Origin of the sequence: Spirillospora sp. NPDC048911, from assembly GCF_043198015.1 — a bacterium.
GTDB lineage: Bacteria > Actinomycetota > Actinomycetes > Streptosporangiales > Streptosporangiaceae > Spirillospora.
This window is the reverse complement of sequence record NZ_JBICUD010000004.1, coordinates 161863-180583: the sequence shown is the minus strand read 5'-3', so window position 1 is coordinate 180583 and position 18721 is coordinate 161863. Positions and strand designations below refer to the sequence as shown.

Annotated in this window: 13 protein-coding genes; 9 read left to right on the top strand and 4 right to left on the bottom strand. The window is 72.7% G+C overall.

What is annotated here, in order from left to right:
* Positions 1–145: 145 nt before the first annotated feature.
* Together ACGFNU_RS18975 and ACGFNU_RS18970 are read right to left on the bottom strand one after the other, a co-directional pair.
* Entirely contained in the window at positions 146–1366 is a 1221-nt protein-coding gene (locus ACGFNU_RS18975; RefSeq protein ID WP_392595207.1) for a PrsW family intramembrane metalloprotease, read from the bottom strand.
* 70 nt (positions 1367–1436) lie between these two features.
* Positions 1437–2435 carry a heme o synthase gene (locus ACGFNU_RS18970; protein ID WP_392595206.1) on the bottom strand — a complete coding sequence of 333 codons (999 nt, stop codon included), beginning with the start codon at positions 2433–2435 and terminating at the stop codon, positions 1437–1439.
* 589 nt (positions 2436–3024) lie between these two features.
* Here ACGFNU_RS18970 and tkt point away from each other — a divergent pair.
* The 8 genes from tkt (at position 3025) to pgl (ending at position 15062) form a co-directional block, all read left to right on the top strand.
* Positions 3025–5151: a transketolase gene (tkt, locus tag ACGFNU_RS18965; protein WP_392595204.1), complete on the top strand. Its 2127-nt coding sequence runs from the start codon at positions 3025–3027 to the stop codon at positions 5149–5151.
* A gap of 28 nt (positions 5152–5179) precedes the next feature.
* Positions 5180–6295 carry a transaldolase gene (tal, locus tag ACGFNU_RS18960; RefSeq protein ID WP_392595202.1) on the top strand — a complete coding sequence of 372 codons (1116 nt, stop codon included), beginning with the start codon at positions 5180–5182 and terminating at the stop codon, positions 6293–6295.
* A complete protein-coding gene (locus tag ACGFNU_RS18955) occupies positions 6292–7959 on the top strand; it encodes a glucose-6-phosphate isomerase (RefSeq protein ID WP_392595200.1) in 1668 nt (555 codons plus the stop codon). The genes tal and ACGFNU_RS18955 overlap by 4 nt, the downstream gene beginning before the upstream one ends.
* Before the next feature lie 290 nt (positions 7960–8249).
* The gene (locus tag ACGFNU_RS18950) at positions 8250–9938 is read left to right on the top strand and encodes a phosphoheptose isomerase (protein WP_392595198.1); all 1689 of its coding nucleotides are present in this window, start codon (positions 8250–8252) and stop codon (positions 9936–9938) included.
* Positions 9935–11605, top strand: a complete 1671-nt coding sequence (locus tag ACGFNU_RS18945; protein ID WP_392595197.1) for a glucose-6-phosphate isomerase — start codon at positions 9935–9937, stop codon at positions 11603–11605. Before ACGFNU_RS18950 ends, ACGFNU_RS18945 begins: the two co-directional genes overlap by 4 nt.
* Positions 11606–11771: 166 nt before the next feature.
* Positions 11772–13298, top strand: a complete 1527-nt coding sequence (zwf, locus tag ACGFNU_RS18940; RefSeq protein ID WP_392595195.1) for a glucose-6-phosphate dehydrogenase — start codon at positions 11772–11774, stop codon at positions 13296–13298.
* 1 nt (position 13299) lies between these two features.
* On the top strand, positions 13300–14280 hold the full coding sequence (locus ACGFNU_RS18935) for a glucose-6-phosphate dehydrogenase assembly protein OpcA (protein WP_392595193.1): 981 nt from the start codon (positions 13300–13302) through the stop codon (positions 14278–14280).
* Positions 14280–15062: a 6-phosphogluconolactonase gene (pgl, locus tag ACGFNU_RS18930; RefSeq protein WP_392595192.1), complete on the top strand. Its 783-nt coding sequence runs from the start codon at positions 14280–14282 to the stop codon at positions 15060–15062. Before ACGFNU_RS18935 ends, pgl begins: the two co-directional genes overlap by 1 nt.
* Positions 15063–15160: 98 nt before the next feature.
* Here the strand turns inward: pgl and ACGFNU_RS18925 are convergent, their stop codons facing one another.
* Positions 15161–15736, bottom strand: coding sequence for a hypothetical protein (locus tag ACGFNU_RS18925; RefSeq protein ID WP_392595190.1), 576 nt, complete (start codon positions 15734–15736; stop codon positions 15161–15163).
* Positions 15737–15839: 103 nt separating this feature from the next.
* On the opposite strand from ACGFNU_RS18925, the gene ACGFNU_RS18920 reads away from it, so the two are divergent.
* Positions 15840–17036: an Ig-like domain-containing protein gene (locus tag ACGFNU_RS18920; RefSeq protein WP_392595188.1), complete on the top strand. Its 1197-nt coding sequence runs from the start codon at positions 15840–15842 to the stop codon at positions 17034–17036.
* A 13-nt stretch (positions 17037–17049) separates the two neighbouring features.
* Here the strand turns inward: ACGFNU_RS18920 and ACGFNU_RS18915 are convergent, their stop codons facing one another.
* Positions 17050–18594, bottom strand: coding sequence for an alpha/beta hydrolase (locus ACGFNU_RS18915; RefSeq protein WP_392595187.1), 1545 nt, complete (start codon positions 18592–18594; stop codon positions 17050–17052).
* Positions 18595–18721 lie beyond the last annotated feature (127 nt).

Sequence of the window (18721 nt, the reverse complement as noted above, 5' to 3'; positions counted from 1 at the left end):
GACCCCGGGTCACGTGTCTCACGAGCCCGCCGACCCGCCGCAAGCCGGGGTCAGCCGCAGACCGAGGCGTGCGCAAGCCGGAGCGGGCGTGGGCCCGGGGCGGGCGCGGCCTGGGGAGCGCGGCCCGGAGCGGGCGTGAGGTGGGTTAGGCGAAGGGGCCGGGTGGGGGTGGCTGGGCGGGCAGGAAGCCGGAGGGGCCTTGCGGGGCCCAGGGCGGGGCCGCGGGCGCCGCCATGCGCGGCGGGGTCTGGAGGAAGGCCTGCCGGGCGGTCGCCATCAGGCCCAGCAGCGCGTCGCGGCGGGTGGCGAACCAGCGGGGCTCGGCCACGCCCCGTTCGGCCCGCTTGTGGAGCAGGGCGAGCTCCGTGGCGGCCAGCTGGTAGTCGAGCATGGCGCGCCCGGCGGGCGGGCCGGCGACGCCGCGGGCCCAGCGGCGGGCGGCGCGGCGGGACGGGATGGTGCGCAGCATGCGGATGTCCTGCGGCGTGACGAGGCCGGTGCCCTCGTACATGGGCAGGTACGCCTCGATCCGGCGGACGGTGCGGCGGCGCTCCACCACCACGATGATCACCAGGATGATGAGGACGCAGAAGTCGAGCAGGTAGACGATGCCCAGGCCGCCCAGGCCGAACGCGGTGGCGCCGTTCCAGAGGCCGTGCAGCACCATGGCGCCGAGCAGGCCCAGCAGCGGCGCCAGGACCTGCTTGCCGCGGTGGGTGGCGGCGTAGGCCACGCCCAGGCCGGTCATCGAGGTGAAGAGCGGGTGGCTCAGCGGCGCCACGAGGCCGCGGAGAATGAAGACGGCCTGGAGCTGCTGGGTGCCGCCCTCCTCGTACGCCCGCATGTAGTAGGTGATGTTCTCCATCATGGCGAAGCCGAGGCCCACCATGGTCGCGTAGATGATCCCGTCGGCGAAGCCGTCGATCTCGTTGCGGCGGATCCACAGCAGGACGAAGAGCACCGCGCCCTTCAGCGTCTCCTCGACCAGCGGCGCCCCGAAGGTCGCGCTGACGAAGTGCCCCTCGGTCTCGCCGAAGATCGGCACGGTCACGTACAGCAGGCCGAGCGTGTTGAGGATGAGCGCGCCCAGCACCGCCACGCCGGCGCCCCACATGAACGCGAACGCCAGGGCGCGCGGCGGCTCGGGCTCCATCCGGTCCAGCGTCAGGGCCAGCGCGATCAGCAGCGGGATCGGGATGATCGCGAGGATCACGCCAACCCAGAAGCCCGCGCCGCCCCAGAGCGCGTCGACGCCCAGGGCGATCACGGCGCACAACGACGACACCACCAGGCCGACGATCAGGCCGACCGACGGCCGTCCCGGAATACGCCCCTCGAGCACCGCTTTGGGATCAACTCGCGCCATGTCGCGAGCGTAACCGGACGGTCGGCGAGGCGTTAGGGCGGGAGCCTCACACGGTTGTTCCGATCAGGGCTCAGAAGAACATCGGGTCGATCGCGACGGCGGTGAACAGCAGCGCCAGGTAGACGTTCGACAGGTGGAAGAAGCGCATCGGCCGGAGGTGGACACCGGTCACGCCCGCCAGCACGGCCCGCAGCAGCCGGTGCCCCTCGAGCAGGAAGACCGCGCCGAGCACGACCGCGACCGCCCCGTACACCGGGCCCATCCCGGCCACCGGCCACAGCAGCAGCGAGCAGGCCACGGTGGCCCAGGTGTAGAGCAGGCTCTCGACGACGACGCGGCGCTCGGTCGCGACGACGGGCAGCATCGGCACCTTGGCGAGCTTGTAGTCCTCGCGGTAGCGCATCGCCAGCGTCCAGGTGTGCGGCGGGGTCCACAGGAACACCACGCCGAACATCACGAACGGGGTCCAGCTGAGGCTCTCGGTGATCGCGGCCCAGCCGATCAGGACCGGCATGCAGCCCGCGATGCCACCCCAGACGACGTTCTGGGAGGTGCGCCGCTTGAGCAGCAGCGAGTAGACGAAGATGTAGAACAGGATCGCGAAGACCGAGAGGGCGGCGGCGAGGACGTTGACCGTGAGGGCGAACCCGGCGGTGGAGCCCACGGCCAGCACCACGCCGAAGACCAGCGCCTCGGCCGGTGTGACCTGTGCCCGGGCCAGCGGCCGGCGCCGCGTCCGGCGCATCTTGGCGTCGATGTCGCGGTCGATGTAGCAGTTGATCGCGTTGGCCGCGCCCGCCGACATCGTGCCGAACAGCAGCGTCGTCAGCGCGACGCCGAGCGGCGGCACCCCCCGGGCGGCCAGGAACATCACCGGCAGCGTCGTGATCAAGAGCAGCTCGATGACGCGCGGCTTGGTCAGCGCGACATAGGCGCGCACCAGCCCGCCGAGCGGCCGCCGGCCCGCCGCCGGCTCGGGCGGCGGCGCCGGAAGCTCCGCCGGGATCTCCTCGGTGAGCTCGACGTCGAGCTTGTTACTGAGCACCGTCACAATCGGGTCCACGTCCATTTAGGCATGAGAGGTCGCTGCCGACCTCGGCGGTGCCCCCGTGCTGGGCCGCACCTCGGCTTGATGAGACTGCCGCGGCCGCTGTCGTCAACCGCGCAATCACTGTAGTCCGCCCCCTCCGGGGGTCGAGCACCGGGGCACCGGACGCGCCGGAGGGCGAGGTCGCGGGGACGCCCGGCTCCCCCGCCGGTTCACCCGCGCGGGGGGTTAGTCGCCAGGATCATCGGGCAAGGGTCGTCATGTGCGACGCGGGCCCGCCGTGGCCCGCCGTTCACCATGACGTCAAGAGGTACGGTCCGCCGGTTCGATAGGCTCGGAGAGCAGGGCGTGATCTTCGCCCGGCCGGGGCGTGACCGCCCCGGCCGCGAAGGTCGTCGAGACGGCCGCACAGGCGGTCAACGGGGAAGATCCGTGGGCGGGACCACGTTTCGGTGAACGACGGTGAGCGACGACGCGCCGTGCGGACGTACAGAGTGAGACGCACCAGAGTGAGACGCACAGCCTGAGAAGCACAGCACGAGATCCGAAGCATGACATTGAAGCTGTGGTGTGAAGCCGGCACAGCGGTTCGAGAGGAGCCTGGCGTTCCGTGAGCAGGGACAGCAGCACGTTTGAATGGTCCGACCTGGACCGACGGGCGGTGGACACGGTCCGCGCCCTCGCCATGGACGCGGTGGAGGAGGCGGGCTCGGGGCACCCGGGCACGGCGATGAGCCTGGCCCCGGCGGCCTACCTGCTCTTCCAGCGGTTCCTGAGGCACGACCCGACCGACCCGGCCTGGCCGGGTCGCGACCGGTTCGTCCTCTCCTGCGGGCACTCCAGCCTGACCCTCTACATCCAGCTCTACCTGTCGGGCTACCCGCTGACGCTGGACGACCTCAAGTCGCTGCGCAAGTGGGACAGCCTCACCCCGGGCCACCCCGAGCACGGGCACACCGCGGGCGTGGAGACGACGACCGGGCCGCTGGGCCAGGGCCTCGCCAACGCCGTCGGCATGGCGATGGCGGCGCGCCGCGAGCGCGGCCTGTACGACCCCGACACCGACCAGGGCGACTCCCCGTTCGATCACACCATCTGGACGTTCGTGTCCGACGGTGACATCGAGGAGGGCATCAGCCACGAGGCCAGCGCCCTGGCCGCCCACCAGCGGCTGGGCAACCTGGTGGTCCTGTACGACGACAACCACATCTCCATTGAGGACGACACCCGCATCGCCCTCTCCGAGGACGTGCGCGCCCGCTACGAGGCGTACGGCTGGCATGTCCAGCACGTCGACTGGACCGTCGACGGCGAGTACTCGGAGAACGTCCAGAAGCTCGCCGAGGCCTACGCCGCCGCGCGCGCCGAGACCTCGCGCCCGTCGTTCATCGCGCTCCGCACGATCATCGGCTGGCCCGCGCCGAACAAGCAGAACACCGGCAAGATCCACGGCTCCGCGCTCGGCGCCGACGAGGTCGCGGCGACCAAGCGCATCCTCGGGCTCGACCCCGAGATGAGCTTCGACGTGCCCGCCGACGTGCTGGAGCACTCCCACCGCGTCGTCGAGCGTGGTCGCGAGCTGCGCGCCGAATGGGACAAGTCGTACACCGCGTGGCGCGAGGGCAACCCCGAGCGCGCCGCCGAGTTCGACCGCATCTCGGCGCGCCGGCTGCCCGAGGGCTGGACGGCCAAGCTCCCCGAGTTCGAGCCCGGCAAGGACCTGGCCACCCGCGCCGCGTCCGGTGAGGTGCTCACCGCACTGGCCGGGGTGCTGCCCGAGTTGTGGGGCGGCTCCGCCGACCTCGCCGAGAGCAACAACACCACGATGAAGGGCGAGCCGTCCTTCATCCCCGAGGAGTTCCAGACCAAGGACTTCCCCGGCGGCCCGCACGGCCGCACGCTCCACTTCGGCATCCGCGAGCACGCCATGGGCGCGATCCTCAACGGCATCGCGCTGCACGGCGGCACCCGCCCCTACGGCGGCACGTTCCTGGTCTTCAGCGACTACATGCGCCCGGCCGTGCGCCTGGCCGCGCTGATGAAGCTGCCCGTGACGTACGTGTGGACGCACGACTCCATCGGGCTGGGCGAAGACGGCCCGACCCACCAGCCGGTCGAGCACCTGTGGGCGCTGCGCGCCATCCCCGGCCTCGACGTGGTCCGCCCCGGCGACCCCAACGAGACCGCGGTGGCCTGGCGCACCATCCTGGAGCACGCCGACCGCCCGGCGGGCCTGGCGCTCACCCGGCAGAAGCTGCCGACCTTCGAGCGCGGCAACGGGATCGCCCCGGCCGACGGCGTCGCCAAGGGCGGCTACGTCCTGGCCGACGCGTCCAACGGCTCGCCCGAGGTGATCATCATCGCCACCGGCAGCGAGGTGCAGCTCGCCGTCCAGGCCCGCGAGACGCTGGAGGCCGAGGGCACCCCGGCCCGGGTGGTCTCGATGCCGTGCGTCGAGTGGTTCGAGGAGCAGGACGAGGCCTACAAGCAGCAGGTGCTTCCCCCGGCGGTACGGGCCCGTGTCTCCGTCGAGGCCGGAGTCGCCCTCGGGTGGCGCGCCTATGTCGGCGACACCGGGGAATCGGTGAGCCTGGAGCACTTCGGTGCCTCGGCCGACTACAAGACGCTGTACGAGCAGTTCGGCATCACGGCGGAGCGCGTCGTGGCCGCCGCCCACTCCAGCCTGATCAAGACCGGTGCGGGCGACGCGGGCCGCGGCCACACCACCGGCAACTGACCCGCCGACGCTCGAACAGGAGGAAACGATGAGCGACAACCTGAAGAACCTCTCCGACCAGGGTGTGTCGATCTGGCTCGACGACATCAGCCGGGAGCGCCTGCGCACCGGCAACCTGGAGGCGCTGGTCAAGGACAAGAACGTGGTGGGCGTGACGTCCAACCCCACGATCTTCGCCAAGGCGCTGAGCAAGGGCTCGGCCTACGACGAGCAGGTCAGGGACCTGGTGCTGCGCGGCGTCGACGTCGACGAGGCCTCGCGCGCGATCACCACCTACGACATCCGCTGGGGCTGCGACGTGCTGCGGCCGGTCTACGACCGCACCGACGGCCTCGACGGCCGGGTCTCGATCGAGGTCGACCCGCGCCTGGCCCGCAAGTCCGACGAGACGATCGCCGAGGCGCGGGCGCTGTGGTGGCTGGTCGACCGGCCCAACCTGTTCATCAAGATCCCGGCGACCGAGCCGGGCCTGCCCGCGATCGCCGCGTCACTGGCCGAGGGCATCAGCGTGAACGTGACGCTGATCTTCTCGCTGGAGCGCTACGGCAAGGTCATCGACGCCTACTTCGAGGGGCTGGAGAAGGCCCGCGAGAACGGCCACGACCTGTCCAAGATCGCGTCGGTGGCGTCGTTCTTCGTCAGCCGGGTCGACACCGAGATCGACAAGCGGCTCGACAAGATCGGGACCGACGAGGCCAAGGCGCTGCGGTCCAAGGCCGGCGTCGCCAACGCCCGGCTCGCGTACGCGCTGTACGAGGAGAAGTTCGGCAGCGACCGGTGGAAGGCGCTCAAGGACGCCGGGGCCCGGCCCCAGCGGCCCCTGTGGGCCTCGACCGGCGTGAAGGACCCCGACCTCCCCGACACGCTCTACGTCGACCAGCTCGTCGCCCCCGGCACGGTCAACACGATGCCCGAGGCCACGCTGGAGGCCACCGCCGACCACGGGAACATCACCGGCGACACCGTCACGGGCAACTACGACGACGCCCGCGCCCACATGGCGGCCCTCAAGGACGCGGGCGTCGACTACGACGACGTCGTCAAGGTCCTGGAGGACGAGGGCGTCGACAAGTTCGAGGTCTCCTGGAACGAGCTCCTCGGCACCATCTCCGGCGAGCTCGACAAGCAGGGGGCCGACGCGTGACCTCGGTGGTGACCGCCGGCGGGGTGTCGGTCACCATCCGCGGCGTCGTCCTGGACGAGAGCGAGCCGGTCCTCGACCGGCTCGTCTCCGACGGCGTTCCGGCCTCCCTGACGTCCCGGCACGCCGGGCTCTGGGGGCCGGACGCCGCGCCCGCGGCCGCCCGGCGGCTGGGCTGGCTCGACCTGCCGGAGAGCTCGCGGGCGCTGCTCGGGCGCCTCGCCGAACTCGTCGGCGAGGCGCGCGGCGCGGGGCTCGACCGCGTCGTGCTCGCGGGCATGGGCGGTTCGTCCCTCGCGGCCGAGACCATCGCGCTCACCGGCGACGCCGAGCTGACCGTCCTCGACACCACCGATCCGCACCAGGTGGCCGACGTCCTCGCCGACCACCTCGACCGGACCCTGCTCGTGGTGTCCAGCAAGAGCGGCGGCACGATCGAGACCGACGCGCACCGCCGCGTCTTCGAGCGGGCGTTCGCCGAGGCCGGGATCAGCGGTGACGCGCTGCGGCGGCGCTTCGTGGTCGTCACCGACCCCGGTTCGCCGCTGGAGGCCGTGGCGAAGGCGGCCGGCTACCGGCTCGTGCTCTCCGACCCGGACGTGGGCGGCCGCTACGGCGCGCTGTCGGCGTCCGGCCTGGTGCCGAGCGCGCTGGCGGGCGTGGACGTGCGGCGCCTCCTGGACGAGGCGTCGGCGCTGGCCCCCGCCCTCCAGCAGCCCTACGACAACCCCGCGCTGACGCTCGGCGCGGTCCTCGGCTCCTCGGCCCTCGGCGGCCGCGACAAGCTGGTGATCGCCGACAACGGCTCCGGCCTGGCGGGCTTCGGCGGCTGGGCCGAGCACCTCGTCGCCGAGTCGACCGGCAAGGACGGCAAGGGCCTGCTGCCGGTCGTCGTCGAGAGCGTCGACGCGCCCGGTTTCGAGCTGACCGGCGACATGCGCCGGGTCGTGCTGGGCAGCCGCCCGGACGAGCCCGGCGCGGGCCGCGACGCGGGGCTCAGCGTCGCGGGCCCGCTGGGCGCGCAGTTCCTGCTGTGGGAGTACGCCACGGCGGTCGCGGGCCGCGTCCTCGGGGTCAACCCGTTCGACGAGCCCGACGTCCAGGCGTCCAAGGACAACACCGCGGCGCTGCTGCGGGCCGAGGAGGGCACCGCCCCCACGGTCGTCCGCACGGCCCCCGCGCTGGTCGAGGGCGCCGTGGAGGTGCACGGCCGCGACGAGTCGCTGAAGGGCGTCAAAGACCTGGCCGGGGTGTTCGAGGCCGTCCTCGCGGCGGCGCCCGACCACGGCTACCTCGCCGTGATGGCCTATCTGGACCGGTTCGGCGACGCCTCGGCGGCCGGGCTGCGGTCCCTGCTGGCCGAACGCGGCGCCGAGCTCCGCAAGCGCGCGGCGCCGGTCACGTTCGGCTGGGGCCCGCGGTTCCTGCACTCCACCGGGCAGTTCCACAAGGGCGGCCCGCGGAACGGGACGTTCCTGCAGATCACCGGGGCCGTCAAGAACGACATCGCCGTGCCGGACCGTCCCTACACGCTGGGCCAGCTGCAGCTCGCCCAGGCGTTCGGAGACCAGCGGGTGCTGCGGTCGCTCGGGCGCCCCGTGTTCCGGCTGCACCTGCGAGACCGCGACGAGGGCATCGCGCAACTGACCAAGGTGCTCACCGGCTGACCATCGTGTGTGTCCTGGGACACGCCCCGGCGTGCCAGGCACCTCCTGGTCGTGTGGTCGAGCGCAAATCGTCATCCAGAAGATCGGCGTTTTGGTAGCTGTTGCCCGTTCTTCCCTGAAACGATGGGGTTGGCTGCCAAGCGCAGCTTGACGATCAATGGTGGCGGGTGGGGCTGGAGCAGATGGCTCCGGGCGAAGCCCGTCAATTGATGGTGGTGGGTGGGGGCTGGAGCAAAATGGCTCCGGGCGAAGCCCGTCAATTGATGGTGGTGGGTGGGGGCTGGAGGACGGTGGCCGGATTCGACGTACTGACCCGCGGTGACGCGCTCGACGCGGCGCTGCAGGCTCGCGACTATCTCGTGAGCTGCGGCGTCCCCGGCGCGCTCGCGGCCAAGGACCCCCGGCTCTGGGGGCGGCGCACGGTGGACCACAGCCGCCTCGGCTGGCTGGACCTGCCGTTCGCCTCCCACGGCCTGCTCAACCAGATCGAGGGCCTGGTGGCCGAGGCCCGCTACTCCGGCCTGGACCACATCGTCCTGATCGGGATCGGGGCCGAGACCCTGGCGGCGCAGGCGATCGTCGAGGCGCACTCCCCCGCGGGCCGGCCGCTCGCCGTCCAGACCGCGGGCGGCACGCCCGGCGTCCCCGCCGACGACCAGGGCGCCGGACGGTCCGGCGAGCTCACCGTGCTCGACGGCGCCGACATCGCCGCCCTCATGTTCGCCCTCGAACGTCTCGACCGCACGCTCGTCGTGCTCTCCAGCAAGGCGGGCGTCTCGCTGGAGGGCGACGCCTACCGGCGCATCTTCTCGGCGGCGTTCCGCGAGCACGGCCTGTCCGAACGCGAGATCGCCGGGCGCTTCCTCGTCATCACCGACCACGGCAGCCCGCTGCACGACTTCGCGCGCCAGTGCGGTTACCGGGTCGGGCTCACCGACCCCTACCTGCCCGGGCACTACGGCGCGCTGTCGGCCTACGGCCTCGTCCCGGCGATGCTGGCGGGCGGCGACGTCTACCAGCTGCTCGACGAGGCCGCCGCGCTCGTGCCCTCCCTGGCCCGCGAGGACGAGAACCCCGGGCTGCTGCTCGGCGCGGTCCTGGGCGGCTGCGCGCAGCAGGGGCCGGGCGGCTTCCCCCGCGACAAGGTGGTGGTGCGCGAGCCGGCCGGGCCCAGCGCCCTCAGCGCGTGGATCTCCCAGCTCCTCGCCGTCGGCACCGGCAAGCGCGGCCGCGGCGTGCTGGCGTTCGAACCGCCCGGCAGTCCTGGGCCGAGCCCCGACATGCACGCCGTGGCGCTCAATCCCACCGCCGCGACCGGCGCCGACGCCGACACCTCGCTGTGGGCGCCGCTGGGCGGCCAGTTCCTCGTCTGGGAGTACGCGACGACGGTGGCGGGCTGGCTCCTCGGCGTCAACCCGTTCGAGCCCGGCGGCCCCGTCGTGCAGGACGCCGAGGACGACGCGGCGACGATCCTGCGCGCGGCGGGCACGGGCCCGCTCATGGCCGGCGAGCCCGCGTTCGTCGACGGCGACATCGAGATCCACACCGATCTCGCCCACACCGGCGGCACCGGCCTGGACGCCGCCCTCGGCGACCTGCTGAGCCGCATCCCCGCCAACGGGTACCTGTCGGTGGTCACCTACCTGTCGGGCGACTTCTCCGGCCGGTACCTGGCGCCCGCCCTGTCCCGCCGCACCGGGCGGCCGGTGTCGTACGGCCCCGGCCCCGGTTACCTGCACGCGACCGGGCCGGTGCACAAGGAGGGGCCGGGCAACGGCGCGTTCCTCATCGTGACCGGCGACATGGCCGACGACCATCCGGTGCCGGGCCGCCCGTACACGCTCGGCAAGCTCCAGCTGGCCCGCGCGGTGGCCGAGGTCCGGGCGCTGCGCCAGCGCGGTCTGCCCGTCCTGCGGCTGCACCTGCGCGACCCCGCCGAGGCGGCCGGCCGTCTCGCCGAGGCGGCCCGCTCGACGTGACCGCGACGAGCTTCACCGCGGTCGTGTCGGGCGACACGACCGTCACCGCCCGCGGCCCCGTCAGGGACGCCGCGGAACGCATGCTGGGCAGGCTCTGGATCGACCAGGTGCCGGTCCGGCTGGCGTCGGAGGACCCGGCGCTCTGGCCGTCGGCGGGCGCGGCGGCGGGCGACGGTCGCACGCTGTGCTGGCCCGGCCAGCCCGGCCCCTCCCGCGCGCTCCTCCCCCGCGTCGGCGAGCTGCGGGCGACGGCCGACGCGGAGGGCCTCACGGAGGTGGCGCTGCTCGGGCGCGGCGCCCCGGCGCGCGCCGCCAGGCTCATCGCCCGCAACTCCGCCGCGGGCCGGCCCCTGACCCTGCTGGACAGCGCCGAGCCCGGCCCGGTGGCGCGGCTCGGCGCCGACCGCGACCGGCTGGACCGCACGATGGTCGTGGTGACCGGCGATGACACCGCCACCGAGACGCTGCGCCAGATCCTCGTCCGGATGTTCCAGGACCTGGACCTGTCCCCCGCGCAGATCGCCCGGCGCTTCGTCACCGTCGCCGAACCGGGCTCCGCCTCGGCGAAGCGGGCGAACGAGGCGGGTCATCCCCTGATCGAGGCACCGGGACGCACGCCCTTCGGGGCCCTCTCCCCGTACGCGCTCGTCCCGGCGGCGCTCGCCGGGACCGACGTCGCGAGGCTCCTCGACCACGCGGCGACCGTGCTGCCCGCGCTCACCCGCCCGGAGAACAACCCGGGCCTGGTGCTGGGCGCCATCCTCGGCGGCGCGGCCCGGGCCGGCCGCCCGACCGTCGTCCTCGGCGACTACCCGGCCTCCCTGCCGGGCCTCGCGGACTGGGTGGCGGTCCTGCTCGCCGAGGCGACCGGCGGGCGGATGCTGCCGCTCGTCCAGCACGGCGGCCTGCCGGTCCTGCCGTCCGACGACGTCTTCCTCGTGACCCTGGACGGGCGGCCGCGGCAGGACGACGCCACGGTCACCGCTCCGCCGTCCGTGCAGCTGGTCGTCTGGGAGTACGCCGCCGCCGTGGCCGCCCAGCTGCTCGGCGGGGACCCGCTGGCGCCCCCGCCCGGCGCCGCGACGCCGGACCCGCACGCCGAGCCGGACCCGCACGCCCAGCCGGACCCGCACGCCACGGCACCGGATGTGCCCGCCGAGGAATCCGCCGCGTCCACCGTGTTGATCGTGGGCGATCCCGGGCAGGCCGTCGAGGTGCACACCCACGATCCGGTGCTCGGCCGCGCCACCGACCTGACCGGGCTGTTCGACGCCCTGGCCGAACGGGTCGGCGCGGACGGGCATCTGGCGATCGTCGCCCATCTCGACCCCGACCGGGCCCGCGGGCAGGGCACGCAGGTGCGCCGGCTCGGCGCGCTGCTGGCCGCCCGCTGTGCCCGCCCCGTGACGATCAGCTGGGGTTCCCGTTACCCCGCGATCGGGAATGATCGTCGGGAGAGGGGCGTATACCTGGTGTTGACCGGGAACGTCGTTCACGACGTGCCGGTCCCGGGCCGGCACTACCGGTTGAGCCGGCTCCAGCTGGCGCGGGCCCTCGCGGAGGCCCGCGCGGCGCGGACCGGCGGCCGCCCGGTGGTGCGGCTGCACCTGCAGAACCGCTGGGCGGGACTCGCCCGGCTGCTCGAATCCGCCCGAGGAGAGGCATGAGGTCGCCACGACCTGTGACAGCCAGATGCACAGCCACAGCGAGAAATACAGCGACAGCCGGAGATATGCCGACAGCACGAGATAGTCAGAGCAGACTGAGGGCGGGAACGCGCCCTGCCGGGTCACGAACGAAGCAGGGCATGCCGCGAGCAGAGGGGGCCGCCAGGTGAGCACGAAAGACAATCCGCTCCGGGATCCGCGGGACAAGCGCCTGCCCCGGGTGGCCGGGCCCTGCGTGCTGGTGCTGTTCGGCGTCACCGGGGACCTGTCGCGCAAGAAGCTGCTGCCCGCGATCTACGACCTGGCCAACCGCGGCCTCCTGCCGCCCGGCTTCTCGCTGGTCGGCTTCGCGCGCCGCGACTGGGACCACCAGGACTTCCGCCAGATCGCCTACGAGTCGGTCAAGGAGCACGCCCGGACCCCGTTCCGCGAGGACGTCTGGCAGCACCTGTCGGAGGGCATGCACTTCGTGCCCGGGGAGTTCGGCGACCCCGGCGCGTTCGACGCCCTCGCCATGGCGGTCAAGGAGCTCGACACCACCCGCGGCACCGGCGGCAACTACGCGTTCTACCTCTCGATACCCCCGAAGTTCTTTCCGCAGGTGGTCGAGCAGCTGCAGCGCAGCGGCCTCGCCGAGCACGACGAGAAGTCCTGGCGGCGGGTCGTCGTCGAGAAGCCGTTCGGCCACGACCTGGCGAGCGCGGTCGAGCTGAACGACACCGTGCACCGCGTCTTCCCCGAGGAGTCGATCTTCCGGATCGACCACTACCTCGGCAAGGAGACCGTGCAGAACATCCTGGCGCTGCGGTTCGCCAACACGATGTTCGAGCCCATCTGGAACCGCTCGTACGTCGACCACGTGCAGATCACCATGGCCGAGGACATCGGCATCGGCGGCCGCGCGGGCTACTACGACGGGATAGGCGCCGCCCGCGACGTCATCCAGAACCACCTGCTCCAGCTGCTCGCGCTCACCGCGATGGAGGAGCCGACCTCGTTCAGCGCCGAGGCGGTCCGCGCCGAGAAGGCCAAGATCCTCTCCTCGGTCCGGCTGCCCGACGACCTGAGCCGGGCCACCTCCCGCGGGCAGTACTCGGCGGGCTGGCAGGGCGGCGTGAAGGTGCGCGGCTATCTGGACGAGGACGGCATCCCGCCCGACTCCAGGACCGAGACGTACGCGGCCATCAAGATGGAGATCGACACCCGCCGGTGGGCGGGCGTGCCGTTCTACCTGCGGACCGGCAAGCGGCTGAGCCGCCGGGTCACCGAGGTCGCGATGATCTTCCAGCAGGCCCCGCACCAGCCGTTCTCGCAGACCGACACCGAGGAGCTCGGCGAGAACGCGCTGGTCATGCGGGTCCAGCCGGACGAGGGCATCACGGTCCGGTTCGGCTCCAAGGTGCCCGGCACCTCGATGGAGATCCGGGACGTCAACATGGACTTCGCCTACGGCGAGTCGTTCACCGAGTCCTCCCCCGAGGCCTACGAGCGGCTGCTGCTGGACGTGCTCATCGGCGACCCGCCGCTGTTCCCGCGCCAGGAGGAGGTCGAGCTGTCCTGGAAGATCCTCGACCCGGTGACCGAGTACTGGGCGTCCAAGCCCAAGGTCGAGCAGTACAAGTCCGGCGGCTACGGCCCCGCCGGCGCCGACGAGCTCATGGCCCGCGACGGACGCGCCTGGAGGCGAATCTGAGATGAACATCGATCTCACCGACACCAGCACGCGCCGGATCCAGGAGGCGCTCACCCAGGCCCGGCATCTGATGGGCGGGCCCGCGGTCGGCATGGTGCTGACACTGATCATCGTGACCGACGAGTCGGCGCAGTACGACGCCGTCCGGGCGGGCACCGAGGCGTCCCGCGAGCACCCGTGCCGCGTCCTGACGGTCATCTCCCGGGAGGCGCGCGGCAGCACCTCGCGCCTGGACGCGGAGATCCGGATGGGCGAGACCGGCCCGGGCGAGACCGTGCTGCTGCGCATGTACGGGCCGCTCGCCGAGCACGCCGACTCGGTCGTCATCCCGCTGCTCATGCCCGACACGCCGGTCGTGACGTGGTGGCCCGGCGGCAAGGTCCCGAAGGTGCCCTGCGAGGACCCGCTGGGCGCGCTCGCCCAGCGCCGGGTGACCGACTCCTACGCCGCCCGCGACCGGCTCGGCACCCTGGCCAAGCTCGCGGAGGGCTACAAGCCGGGCGACACCGACTTCGCCTGGACGCGGCTCACCTCGTGGCGGTCGCTGCTCGCGGCCGCGCTCGACCAGGACCACGACGAGGTCCTCTCGGGCGAGGTGTCCGCCGAGCCCGACAGCCCCAGCGCCGAGCTGCTCGCCGCGTGGCTGTCGATCCGGCTGGGCGTCCCGGTGAGCCGGGTCGTCTCCGACGGGCCCGGCATCACCGGCGTGCGGCTGGCCACCACGGGCGGCGACATCGCGGTGTCCCGGCCGGACGGCCGGGTGGCCACGCTGTCGCGGCCCGATCAGCCGGACCGGCAGGTGGCGCTGATGCGCCGCCCGATGCCGGAGCTGCTGGCCGAGGAGCTGCGGCGGCTCGACCCCGACGAGCCGTACCAGGAGGCGGCGGAGCGCTTCGCCAAGGACCTGTCCAAGCGCGACGACGCCGAGCCCGCCAAGCCCGCGCCGCGTTCCAAGGCCAAGCCGAAGCAGGCGGGCAGCTGATGACCACCCCGGCCGTTCTGATCCACCGTGACCAGGCGCTGCTGGCGCAGGCGGTCGCGGCCCGGCTGGTGACCCGGATCGTCGACGTGCAGGCGGCCCGGGGCACGGCCTCGGTGGTGCTGACCGGCGGCGGCGTGGGCACCGCGGTGCTCGCCGAGCTCTGCGCGAGCGGGGCCCGCGAGGCCATCGACTGGCGGCGCCTGGACATCTGGTGGGGCGACGAGCGGTTCCGGCCGACGGGCGATCCGGAGCGCAACGAGACCGGCGCCCGCGAGGCGCTGCTCGACCACGTGGACGTCGACCCGGCCCGGGTGCACGCCATGCCCGCCACCGACGGCCCCGACGGGGCCGACCCGGAGGCGGCGGCCGAACGGTACGCCGCGCGGCTGCGCGCCGCGTCCAGGCCGGAGGACCACGGGCCGGTGCCCTCGTTCGACATCCTGATGCTGGGCGTGGGCCCGGACGCGCACGTGGCGTCGCTGTTCCCCGAGATGCCGGCGGTCTACGACGAGCGCCCGGTGGTGGCGGTGCGGGGCGCGCCCAAACCGCCGCCCACGCGCATCTCGCTGACGTTCCCCTCGATCCGGGCCGCCCGCGAGGTCTGGGTCCTCGCGGCCGGCGCGGAGAAGGCCAGGGCCGTCCGGCTCGGGCTGTCCAAGGAGGCGGGCCCGGTGCAGGTGCCGGTCGCCGGCGCCCGCGGCCGCCAGCGCACGCTGTTCCTCCTGGACCGGGCGGCCGCGTCGCAGCTGCCCCGCGGCATCGAACGCATCGGCTCCCCGTAACGCCGTCAGCGTGACACACGAGTGCGAGCCCGGTCGCTGGAACGATCTTCCGAAGTTCCAGCGACCGGGCCCGCCGTGTGTGGGCGTGAACCCAGGGGTCAGCGGGTGCGGCGGGGGCTCTGGCGGGGCTTGGAGCGGCGTTCTCCTAGGCCCGGGTCGTGGACGGGGAGCCGCCACTGGAGCGCCATGCCCTCCCCTACCGGCGTCCGGGTCCAGCGGTCGGCGGCGGCGCGCAGGGCGGCGATCGCCTGTTCGACGTCGTCGAGGGCTATCCGCAGGGGCTCGCGGCTCATGGCGCCGTGCATCTTGCGGAGGGCCTCCAGTGCCTGGCCGGGGGTGTGATCGTGCTCTACCGCGTCGTGGATCGCTCCCGCGACCGCCTCGGACGCCCACACCCACTGCTCGTTGGCCTTCATGATCCGCTTGGAGCGCTCGTCGGCGTGGGGGCGCCGCCGTCCCTCCAGGACCGTCATGTTCGTGAACATGGCGCCGGCCGCGACGCTGCCCCAGAAGCCCCGGTTCAGCCCGAACTCGCGTTCGGCGACGAAATGGGCGAGGTCGTGCGGGACCGGGCTCTTGCGGTCGTAGCCCGGCACCCTGACGGTCACGCCGTCGTCCCGCGCGGCGGTGCTGAAGTACACGGCGGCCGCCTGCCGGTGAAAGATGACCTCCATGCGTCCAGCGTCACCGATGTTCCGAGACGGGGGCAAACGGTTTTCCGGCGACATACTCTGGCCAACGGGGGGAAGCCCTTATCGGATGACGAGGAGGGGCACAGTGGTCAAGGGTCGGGCTTTTGCGGCGGCCATGCTCGCGGTGGCGGTCGCCGCGGCCGGATGTTCGTCCGGCGGGGACGGCGACGGCGGCGGGAAGGGCGGCGGAGGCGGCGGCGGGAAGAGCGACGCCAAGCTGGCGATCACGCCCGCCACCGGCACCAAGCAGGTCGCGCCCGACCAGCCGGTCACGGTCAAGGCCGACAAGGGCAAGCTGACCGAGGTGACGGTCGCGGACGCCAAGGGCCACAAGGCCGAGGGGGCCCTGGCCGCGGACGGGCTGTCGTGGAAGTCGCGCTGGACGCTGCGCCCGGCGACGACGTACACCGTCACCGCCAAGGGCACCGATGACGGCAAGCCGGTCACCGCCACGTCCACGTTCACCACCCTCACCCCGCGCAAGAAGCTCGAGAGCGGCATGGCGCCGCTGGAGGGCGAGAAGGTCGGCGTCGGCATGCCGGTCCAGCTCCTGCTGACGCAGCCGGTCACGGGCAAGGAGGCCCGCGCGGCGGTCGAGCGGTCGCTGGTGGTGCGCATGTCCAAGCCGGTCGAGGGCGCCTGGCACTGGATCAGCGACAAGGAGGTCGACTTCCGGCCCCGCGTGTACTGGCCGGCGGGCTCCAAGGTCCAGGTGGTCGCGCATCTGGCGGGCGTCAAGGCGGGCAACGGGACGTACGGGGTGAAGGACCGCACGCTGAACTTCACGGTCGGGGCCAAGCACTACACGAAGATCAACGCCAAGACGCACAAGGCGACGGTGACCGACGGCGGCGAGACCGTCCGGACGATGAAGGTCAGCCTCGGCAAGCCGGGGGACGACAGCTACACCGGCGTCATGATCGCCCAGGAGAAGCTGTCGCACATGGTCATGGACTCCTCCACGACCGGCAACCCGGGCGAGTACCGCACGCCGACCGACTGGAACGTCCGCATGACCTACAGCGGCACGTTCGTCCACTCGGCTCCGTGGTCCACCGGGTCCCAGGGCAGCGCCAACGTCAGCCACGGCTGCGTCAACGCCGCCCCCTCGGACGCGAAGTGGTTCTACAACTTCACCCAGCGCGGCGACGTCATCGAGGTCACCGGCACCACGCGCAAGCTGCGGTTCGGCAACGGCCCGACGCCGTGGGCGATCTCGTGGGACGAGTGGCTCAAGGGCAGCGCGCTCGGCGCTCCGGTCACCGGCCAGCCCCTCACCTGACGGATCGCCGGGGTCATTTCTCGCAGACGACGTCCTTGCTGGGCAGCACCCCCGTTCCCAGATAGGCGTTGACCTGGTCGTTGACGCACGCGTTTCCGTAGGCGGCCTGGTAGGGCGCGTGGAAATTGGCGCCGCGCAGGGTGAGCAGGCGTGAGCCGGGCAGCAGGCGGTGCAGGGTCTGGCTGCCCTGGTAGATGGTGCGGGTGTCGCCGGTGGCGCCGACGACGAGCGAGGGCAGGCGGGTGGAGACGCGGGTCGGCTTCTCGCGCGGCGTGTACGGCCAGAACGCGCAGGGGTTGATGTTGTGCGCGACGGCGCCGAACACCGGGTGCCGCTTGCGGCTGCGCTGGACGTCCCGCCAGAGGACCTCGGGATCCCGTTCTCCCGCGGCGTCACCGCACAGCAGGGCGACCTGGGCGCTGCCGTAGCGCGACTCCGCCCCGGTCAGCGCGAACGTCAGTTCCTCGTCCAGGCGGGCGCCCGGCTCGGCGGGACGCCCGGCGGCGGCGGTCGTGAAGACCTTCACGGCATCCGCCAGTTCGGACCGTGCCTTGTCGCGGTCGTCCCCGAGATAGCCGAACAGCAGGGCGGGGAGAACGTTGTCGTCGACCTCGAACCTCCCCACGCGCAGCGGCTCGCGTGCGGAGGCCTGAACGACGTGCAGAACGGTGTCGAGGACCTCCTTGCGGGTCGCTCCAAGGCCGTACGTGGCGTTCCGCTTCGCCGCCCATCCGGCCCAGGCCGCCAGCGCCCGCTCGTTCGCCTCGCCGGTGTCCTTGAGGAGCCCGGGGCCCCACTTGGCCGGGTCCACGGCGCTGTCGAGCAGGGTGCGGTCGAGCCTTCCGGGGAACAGCTGGGCGTATACGGCGCCGAGGTACGTGCCGTACGACGCGCCGTTATAGGAGATCTTCCGTTCGCCGAGCGCGGCGCGCACGACGTCGATGTCACGTGCGGCGTTGCGGGTGCTGATGTTCGTCATCAGCTCCGGATCGACCCGCGCGCACTTGGCGGCCAGGTCCTTGGCGAACGCGGCGGCGCGGTCGAAGCCGCGGCGGTCCACGCCCGCCGACCTGATCCACGTGCCGATCTGCCAGCCGCAGTCCACCGGGGCGCTGCGGCCGATCGAGCGCGGATCCATCCCGATCAGGTCGTACCGTTTCCCGGCGTCGCCCATGAGGTCGCGGATGTACGGGGGCATGTCGATCGCGGGCCCCGGACCGCCGCCGTTGATCAGCATGGTGCCGATCCGGTTCGCCCGGTCGGTGGCGGCCAGCCGCGAGATCGCCACCTTGATCGTGCGGCCGCCGGGTTCGGCGTAGTCGAGCGGGACGGTCACGTCGGCGCATCTGGCGCCCGCCTTGTCGAGTTCCTTGCCCACTTCGTCATCGGGGCCGAGCGTGCAGTCCTTCCAGACGATCTTCTGCGTGTGGTAGCGGTCGAGAGCGGTGGTGGCCGCGGTGGCGGGGGGCGCGAGCGCCAGGCCCGCGGCGCCGATCGTGAGCGCCGCGACGACCGCGCCCGGGCGCCGTCCGCCGGGCCTGTGTTCGGTGATGGTCATGGGCAACGACGCTAGGGAGCGGACGCGCCGGGCGCAGGCGAGCGATCTCCCGAATCCGGGGTGGTGCGGGCCGGTGCACCGATCTGGGGGCTGGCCCCATCGACCAAAGTCGGTACCGCGTCGACCT